Origin of the sequence: Marinobacter sp. ES-1, from assembly GCF_000475255.1 — a bacterium.
Lineage (GTDB): Bacteria > Pseudomonadota > Gammaproteobacteria > Pseudomonadales > Oleiphilaceae > Marinobacter > Marinobacter vinifirmus.
Map to the genome: position 1 here is coordinate 1 of NZ_AXBV01000111.1, position 8,324 is coordinate 8,324.

8 protein-coding genes and 4 tRNA genes are annotated in these 8,324 nt (G+C 56.9%); all 12 read left to right on the forward strand.

The window, feature by feature from the left end; translation table 11 throughout:
- Positions 1-182 precede the first annotated feature (182 nt).
- Complete coding sequence (locus tag Q668_RS16350; RefSeq protein ID WP_036220424.1) at positions 183-1,391, forward strand: hypothetical protein; 1,209 nt, start codon at positions 183-185, stop codon at positions 1,389-1,391.
- 50 nt (positions 1,392-1,441) lie between these two features.
- Positions 1,442-2,467, forward strand: coding sequence for a hypothetical protein (locus tag Q668_RS16355; protein ID WP_227498387.1), 1,026 nt, complete (start codon positions 1,442-1,444; stop codon positions 2,465-2,467).
- A complete protein-coding gene (locus Q668_RS16360) occupies positions 2,464-3,018 on the forward strand; it encodes a DUF6160 family protein (RefSeq protein ID WP_022990711.1) in 555 nt (184 codons plus the stop codon). Before Q668_RS16355 ends, Q668_RS16360 begins: the two co-directional genes overlap by 4 nt.
- A gap of 12 nt (positions 3,019-3,030) precedes the next feature.
- Positions 3,031-5,334 carry a DUF6160 family protein gene (locus Q668_RS16365; protein ID WP_022990712.1) on the forward strand — a complete coding sequence of 768 codons (2,304 nt, stop codon included), beginning with the start codon at positions 3,031-3,033 and terminating at the stop codon, positions 5,332-5,334.
- Between the two features lie 108 nt (positions 5,335-5,442).
- Positions 5,443-6,408, forward strand: a complete 966-nt coding sequence (locus Q668_RS16370) for a biotin--[acetyl-CoA-carboxylase] ligase (RefSeq protein WP_022990713.1) — start codon at positions 5,443-5,445, stop codon at positions 6,406-6,408.
- Positions 6,405-7,139 carry a type III pantothenate kinase gene (locus Q668_RS16375; RefSeq protein ID WP_022990714.1) on the forward strand — a complete coding sequence of 245 codons (735 nt, stop codon included), beginning with the start codon at positions 6,405-6,407 and terminating at the stop codon, positions 7,137-7,139. The genes Q668_RS16370 and Q668_RS16375 overlap by 4 nt, the downstream gene beginning before the upstream one ends.
- Positions 7,140-7,246: 107 nt before the next feature.
- Positions 7,247-7,780 (forward strand): hypothetical protein, encoded by a 534-nt coding sequence (locus Q668_RS16380; protein ID WP_227498388.1) that lies wholly within the window; start codon positions 7,247-7,249, stop codon positions 7,778-7,780.
- Positions 7,781-7,811: 31 nt separating this feature from the next.
- Positions 7,812-7,887: transfer RNA gene (locus tag Q668_RS16385), tRNA-Thr, on the forward strand.
- Between the two features lie 40 nt (positions 7,888-7,927).
- Positions 7,928-8,011: transfer RNA gene (locus Q668_RS16390), tRNA-Tyr, on the forward strand.
- Between the two features lie 10 nt (positions 8,012-8,021).
- A tRNA-Gly gene (locus Q668_RS16395) sits at positions 8,022-8,096 on the forward strand.
- Positions 8,097-8,109: 13 nt separating this feature from the next.
- A tRNA-Thr gene (locus Q668_RS16400) sits at positions 8,110-8,185 on the forward strand.
- Between the two features lie 52 nt (positions 8,186-8,237).
- Positions 8,238-8,324, forward strand: an 87-nt coding sequence (locus tag Q668_RS17020; RefSeq protein ID WP_227498330.1) for a GTP-binding protein, incomplete at its 3' end; no start/stop codon positions are given.

The following is an 8,324-nucleotide window of genomic DNA, read 5'->3' on the forward strand; positions in this document are numbered from 1 at the left end:
AACTCCCCCTCCTACTCGATTCTGTCCGAAATATGATCAGCCGCACAACCCGCCGCACCCGAAAAAGTTAATATTCATAAAAGACTGGCCAACCAGAACCACAAAAAGAGCCGGCAACAGAGACACTCATCAGTCCCCTTACGTTTTCGCTGCGTTTTCATATACGGCAGTCGGGTGAGACTATGAGTAAAAAGCTACAAGCAGTACTGGCCAGCGCCCTGATTTTGCCTGCCTCCGCAATTGCAGGCCTGGATCCTATTTCTGATGAGGAAATGTCTGAGGTTACCGGTCAGGCCTTTCTTTCCGTTGATCGTGATTACCATCCGGACCCCGCTCAGAACACAGCCTATACTCGGGTCAATCTTGGTATGGATATCGAAATCCAGACCAATGTCGATGTGCTCGAAGTTGGTCGCTATGAGCGTGAAGGGGAGCGCGAAGGCTCGTCTGATGTCCTTATCAATGATTTTGCCCTTGGCTATATTCATAGCGAAGACTACTTCCTGAATAATCCTAAAGCCGCGCGACAACTGAAGCCCGACGGCACAGCTTACGCCGAAGGGGAAATCGTACCTTTCCGGATAACGGATCCGTTTTTTGAGTTCGCGTTCGACGAGACCACTAATGAAGTTGTCGGTGTTCGTCTTGGCTTCGGCGAAGCGATGGGTGTTTTGTCGGGCAGCATTCAAAGTCTCACGGGTAATGTGAATATCGACATTATCGATCAAGGGCAAGGGCTTAGTGCGGCTGAGAGCCAGGGAAACGCATTCGACAGGCTGATCGGCCTTTTAACGCCAGTCCTGGCGGGTAGTAGCCCCCTTATAACCAAGGCAAGGCTTGTTGAGGGACCGGATTCCCCCAATGCCGGTAACCCTGACCCGGTCCGTGCGCAGTATATCGGTGTTCCCAATGGAGAAGCCTTTGTGCTGGAGGGCGTTAACCGAAATGTAGCGGGCATTATTGATCTGATAAAAGGAACGCTCAGTTCGGATTTGTCCGTAGGTAATTGCCAGGGTGGATTTTTGGGTTTCGGTGGCACATGCGACGTGATCGTCGTAGCTCAGGGCTGTGAGGTGCTCGGTATCGAGGCCTGCTTTCCGCTGGAGCAATATCAGAGCTTTCCAGTTGGCGAGCTTACCGCCGATGAAGATGAAAACCGTTTTATTACCTCCCCGAAAGAGGGTGCCTTCATTTCATTTCAAACCAAAGACCTGGAATGGCTGAAAGATGTCCGAAACACCAGTGCGAGCCCCGAAGACTTTATCCGCACAACATCCGGCGCATTCTTCAACATTCCGAATGGTGCTGTTGAGGTTAATCTCGCCGAAGCACTGAACGGCATTGCGCGACAAAGAACGGAATACATTGACCGTGGCCGGGGGCTGTTCTGATGGTTTCGCCCTCCAAATCCACGTTCTTAAAGGTCCTCTTGCCATCCCTGATGTTCGGCCTTTCGCTGTTGCCCGCTACGGCCACAGCAGAACTCGAAAAGCTCAACGACGGCGAACTCTCTGAAATCGATGGCGCCGGCATTGGCCTGGTATTGGAAAACTTCATCTTCTCCCACGGCACGGATGCGCCGGACGTTAACGGCGAACAGGCCCGGATCTTCCGCATTGCCGGTATACAAAGCACGGACGGCCGTGAGGTCGATATCACCGTTAACCATCTTTACATCGTCGGTTCTGGTAGTGACTACGGAACGAACCTGACTCCGGTGAATCTGGGGCGCTTGCTGAATCCGTGGCGCATTGACGTGGTCGACGGTAACGACATCGGAATCACTAACAAGGCGGTTCTCGAATTCGCCGCCCCTGCCATGGTAGACGCTGCGCAGGGTTACGATTGCCTTGGTGGTTCCGCTGCTGTTGGAAGTGGTACCTGTTCCAGCCGCCCGGCTACGCAAGACTGGCAGGGCGAGCGCGCGGATATGGGTATGCAGATGAACGTTGCCGTTGGCGATGACCGCTCTGCCAACCTGAACCTGCACGCCCGCAGTGCGGTAATTGATGGCAGTTATCTCCGGCTCTGGGGGGATGACGAACGGCGCCAGATGGCCGGTGAATTCCGTCTTAACTTTTACTCGCCGGAACTCACCATCAATGCCTGTAGCCAGGACGGCAGCAATTGTGGCTCCAATATTGTGATGTCGGACTTTGTGCTGCAACTGGCCCTTGGTAACAGGCTCCAACCTATCTACTTCGATGTCGACGGCAGCGGTAATTTCCTGCTTGAGATCGATACCATCGATGCCCCGGGCACTGGCCAGATTGCGGCCAACGGTCAGCGGGCGGGCAGCGATGCCGCCACCTGGGATTTCTATAACGACTATTACTCCAACCCGGAATTCCGCAGTAACGTTCACATCGGCGATTTCAGTGTCGGCGAAAAGAATTTCGGATCGGCACGGGTTGAAGGCATGCTGATCCAGCACCTGCAAATTCAGACAAAGGATCTGGCGCAATGAGCAGACACCAACTTCTGAGCAAGGCAGCAGCAATAGTGGCCGCGCTGATGTGCAGCCCATTCGCCATTGCGGAGATGGCCCCTCTGGACGATGCGGGTATGGCAGAAGTTTCCGGCCGTGGTGGCATTTACTTGTCTGGCGATATCAGCATCAACGAACTGGGCGGCCCGATCCAGAACGATTATTTTGGCCGCTGCAACGAGCAGGACAAGAAGTGCGGTGCCCGCCTTGCCTATCAGTTGAAAGAAGGTGGCGGCTGGATGGTGCTGGACGAGATTCGCGGCATGTTCGCCTTCGAGGGGCTTACGTTGCGGGTGCGCTCAATCGATTCCGGTTTTGGTGGTGACGGCGAGTTGTTTAATCGCGACGTCATTGAACTGGGCCTGCCGGATACTGTGCGGTTCAACGATGTGCAGTTCAAGATTGCCGCCAGTAACACACCCAGACCGACGGATCCCGGGTTCATGCAAACGGATATCTTCGCCGTGGAAATGCAGGGCGATGTGCTGATGCAGGGGAATCTGCTGGTGTTTCCGGAAGGGAATCCATAGGGGGAGAAGATTATGGCCAAGGTGATTGGTTTACCTAAAACCTGCGCGGCCCTGATGCTGGTTGCTACCGGGGTGCCCGGCGGTGTTGCCTGGGCGGATATGCAAAGCCTGGATGACGGCGAGCTGTCCCGGATCCAGGGCCAGAGCGGCATCACGCTGGAGATGGATCTGCAGCTGTCCGCAGACCGGGTGTCCTACTACGATGACGGCAGAGGCGCGCACCTTGAAGGCTTGAAGGTAGGCTCGTCAGAAACGCCCGGGCAGGGAGCTTTTCACCGGACACGTATCGATATCGGTGCCGATGCCTCGCTAAACCTGGATTACCTGGTGGAAGACCGTCGGGTCGAGTTTTCCGATATTCGCCTGGCAGGGGCGCCCGGCGTCAGTATGGGCGGGATCTTCTTTGACCATTCGCTGCAAGGCACCCTGAGTATCCGGGAGGGCGGCGGTGTTGGCGGCAGTGGCTACACCTTTGATTCGGCCTACACCATGACCGGCGGCCGGTTGGGGTATCGGACCAACGGCAACTCGGTGTTTCTCGACGACATCACCATGAATGTGGAAGCTCTGGGAATCACCCTGGAGCAGGTTGGGGACACTCTCGAACTGATCTCGGAGAATGTAACCGGTAACTGGAAAATCGGCGCGATCCGTTTCAGTAACGATCCGCTCATCTATGGTCGCGCAACAGATGCGAGCGGGGCGCCCCTGGCCAGTTATGGGGGCCTGGAGGGCGATTACCGGATCTCGTCCCGCACAGGAATCAAGGCAGGCGGCCGTGAGGGCCAGGGCCTGAGAATCGATAATGAAACAACCATCCACAGCGCCAATTTCTTATACCTTGACGATGGCAACGCCCTAGCATTAAGGGACATAACCGGCGAGTACCGGATCCACGACTTGCGGATTGATGTCACCAATGACAATCAGGGCCGGCCAGCCTTGGGGCTCACTCTGGGTGGCCTGGAAGGGGAGCTGGCTGTGGGTTCGGTTGAAGTGGGAGCCAGTGGCCAGAGCTTTGGCTCGGTTAACCTCGCCTTCGCCTTCGAAGACCGCGCCTTCAATGGTCGAAACTATACCAACGCGGTTTATCTGCAAGGTGGTGGCCACCAGGATGCCGGCGCCCAGGGTTTGCGCCTGGCTGCCGAATGGAGCCTGTCGAATGCAGACTTAAGCTACACCGACAACGGCAATCGGGTGATCGTGAGCGGGTTGCAGTCATGGGGGCAGGGCGATTTAACGGTGAATGTCACCCGCAATGAAATTCGCAACGGTACCCGCTTCTATGATGGTTTAAGGATCGGGTTTGAAGACCTGAGTGCCGGGTACCGTATAAACGGCCTGAGGGTGGGGGATGAAAATGCCCCTCTGCAAGGGGGTACCGAACTGCTGCTGGCCCTGGGGTTCTATCCCGCCTACGAATTCGATATGGATGGGCATATCACCCTGGGCGCCGGGGGCGCTTCCGGCGAGGGGCTGACGATCAATTCCGATATCCATGTCCGCAACGGAAAAGCTGCGGTGGTTGCAGCGCCCTATGATGAGGGTGCTGGCGAGGTCCCCCAGAAAGGCCTGTGGCTGACCGAAATGACCTATGACGGCCACGTCCGTAACATGACCGTGGATGTTACCGAAGAGGGGCTCGCCATGGCCACCGAAGAAGCCTGGGGCACTATGGATGTGGGCAATGTTCGGGTTGGAACCAGCGATGATGGCGCAAGCTTCGGTCGCCTCCGGATGCAAAGCTATGAGAAAGACAGCAGTGCGCTGATACGACCCGGCGGCGCCGGTGATGTCTGTGTGGGTGGCAGTGGAAGTTCTGCGGCGGCCTGTGGGGCTTCAGGTGGCACCTGGGAGACCCGGGGCGACGAGGGCGTTTCAATCGCGATGGCAAAGGTGCTGGCACCGGCTGCAAGTGACGACAAGAAAAACGCCTTGCTGTGGGAAACCAATCGCAGCGTGGACGGGCAGGGCCGGCCGGTAAACGGATCTGGCACTGCGATACTGCTGAATGATATCCACACAAGCGACGGCGGTGATTTCGACGGCGATGGCCAGGACGACAATACCTACGGTATCCGAACCGATCTTGCAGTTGATGTGTATCCAACGCGGGTCATCCGGACGGTTGACGGTGTAAAGCGGGTTGAGAACCCTCTCGGGTTCGCTGTGCAGGCACAAAGCAGCTTCAAGGAGCTGTCCATCAACAATATCGATATGATTCACCCGGTGGGCGGCGCGCAGACTGCGGTATACGGTGCTGTGTTACAGAACGTGGATATTCGGGCAAACCTGACCGCAACGCCTATCCCCTGATGACCATCCGGCATGAGAAAAGGGCAGCCCGGGCGCTGCCTTTTTGTTTTTTCGGCCGTCCTGTTGTTTAATCCGGGGCTGATTCTTTGCACCCCTGGAACCGGTTTCATGAAATCCAACACCTTGTTGTCACTGCTGAGCGATCGCGCCGTTCATTCCGGAGAGTCCCTGGCGAAAACCCTGGGAGTATCCCGCACGGCTGTCTGGAAGCAGCTCCGGAAAATCATGGATGAAGGCGTAGAGATAAAAACTATCCGGGGGCAGGGCTATCAGCTGGTCACACCGGTAGACCTGCTGGATCGCGGGCAGGTGTTGGCGGGTTTACCCGGCGAGCTGTTGTCCGGTATCAACCTGGAGGTATTACCGGAAGTGGGTTCCACCAATGCCGAGGTGGCGCAGCGTTTATCCGGCGCCGGAGGGGCTATACCGGTGGTCATTGCCGATTGCCAGACTGCAGGGCGCGGTCGCCGGGGGCGTAACTGGGCGAGCCCGAAAGGGCAGAATCTGTATCTGAGTATGGGGCTGACCCTGCAGGGTGGGTTCGCCGCGCTGGAAGGTTTGAGCCTGGTCTTGGGCGTAGCGGTGGCCCGGGCTTTGGAGGCTATGGGTGCCGAAGGTGTTGGCCTGAAGTGGCCGAACGACCTGTTTGCCGATGGCCGGAAGTTTGCCGGTATCCTGGTGGAAATCCAGGGTGAATTGCAGGAAGGCGTCGTCCAGGTAATCGCAGGTATTGGTATCAATGTGCATATGACCCGGGCGGAAGAGGTCGATCAGCCATGGATCAGCCTGGCTGAGCGCTGGCCGGATATAGCCTGGGCGAGGAATGCCCTGGCGGCAAATGTTATCAGGGAGATCCTGGGTACCGTTGATGCGTTCGAGCGACAGGGCTTTGCAGTGTTCAGGAGTGCCTGGCAGGAAAGGGACATATTCTGCGGACAGGAGCTGGTCAGCCGTGGTGGCGAGGTTGCCGGAACCGGCGCCGGTATCGATGACGGCGGTAACTACCTACTGAAAACCGACGCTGGGGTGGTGCCGGTTCGCGCGGGCGATATCAGCCTTCGGGTGCAGCCATGATGTTGTTGGTCGATTCTGGTAACACCCGGATAAAGTGGCGTGTGGTTCAGGGTGGTCAGGTGAAGGCTGAGGGTGCCGCGATGCTGGACGAGAAGGCGCCTTTTGCAGGCCTGGCGCACTTCGGTCCTGACATTACGCGGGTTGCCGTATCTTCTGTCGCAACCGAGCAGAATTGCCGGGAGCTGGAGCAAGCCCTGTCCCGCGTTACCCGTGCGCCGGTAACCTTTTATTGGTCTGAATCATCCCGTCAGGGGCTGGTGAACTCCTATCAGGATGTCCGGAAAATGGGCGCCGATCGCTGGCACGGAATGGTGGGCGCCTGGTCGCGTTATCCCGGCGGGTTTGCAGTTGTTGACGCGGGGAGTGCGGTTACCGTGGATTACGTGGCCGAAAGCGGTGCCCACATCGGGGGCTATATACTGCCAGGGCTGAGAATGATGCGCCGAAGCCTGAAGCTGGATGCCGCACGTATCGGGTTCGAACACGACGACCAGGTCAATACCCTGCCCGGTCGCTCAACCGGGGAGTGTGCCAACCATGGGTTGGCGTGGCTGACCCTCGGGGTTATCGAGCGTATTAATGCTGACGCCAGGGTCCACAATTTACGCCGCGTCTTGCTTACTGGCGGCGATGCTCAAAGATTTGTTGATCTCGGCTTGCAGGCCGAGGTTCGTCCGGGCCTGGTGTTTGAGGGCCTTCAGGCCGTAGCACAGGGTGGGAAGGGCGAATGAAGTGGATTGCGTTCTTTCTCCTGGCCGTCAACCTGTTGGTGTGGTGGTTGCCGCAGTGGCAGGGTATCGGGGGAACTGATCCTTCGTCCGGAGGAGCCTTGCCCCGAGTGACCAGCCTGAAAACATCAGAGCCCGTTGTACCTGTGCCGGGGCCTGGCGTGGAAACCCTGTGCGTGCGTGCGGGGTGGTTTGACAGCGACGCCGAAGCGAGGGCGGCGGGAGAGGCCGCGGGGCTGGACTACGTCGTCGAAGAACAGGAGGTGGAACTTGCTCCACTGAACTGGGTCTTGATACCCCCTCAGCCGGAACAAGCTGCTATGGATCAGTTCCGGGCCTTGTCGGCCCGGGGGGTCGAATCCTATGTGGTGGCGTCCGGAGAGTACCGGAATGCCATATCCCTGGGGCTTTTTGAGTCTCGGGAAGCTGCTGAAACGGTACTGGCAGAAAAAAAACGGGATAATCTTAATGTAGTACTGGCCAAGTTCCCCCGTAATCGTATAGGATACGCCCTCGTTTTTGATGTGGAATCTGACCGGGAAACCGAGACGGTTCAAGCGGTTGAAGCGGAAATCGGCAAAAACTTCGAGTTTGTTGAAAGTGGTACCTGCAAAGGTGTTGCAACGCCGAAAAAAAATCCGTAGTATACCGCCCTCGCTGACGAGGCGAATGTGAGCTGGCGTAGCTCAGTTGGTAGAGCAGCTGACTTGTAATCAGCAGGTCGGGGGTTCGATTCCGTCCGCCAGCTCCACTTTAAGGTTTTAGCAGATTCGCGACAGCGAATTTGTACGGGAGGGGTTCCCGAGTGGCCAAAGGGATCAGACTGTAAATCTGACGCGAAAGCTTCGCTGGTTCGAATCCAGCCCCCTCCACCACTAATTGCTCGCGGGCATCGTATAGTGGCTATTACCTCAGCCTTCCAAGCTGATGACGCGGGTTCGATTCCCGCTGCCCGCTCCAATTTGGTTTTAATGCTCATGTAGCTCAGTCGGTAGAGCACATCCTTGGTAAGGATGAGGTCACCGGTTCAATTCCGGTCATGAGCTCCACTTTTTTTTCCGGTCAACGTTACGATCCTGGTTGATTAGGGGGATTGGTCGAATGTCTAAAGCAAAATTTGAGCGTAACAAGCCGCACGTAAACGTGGGCACCATTGGTCACGTTGATCATGGTAAGACCACTCTGACA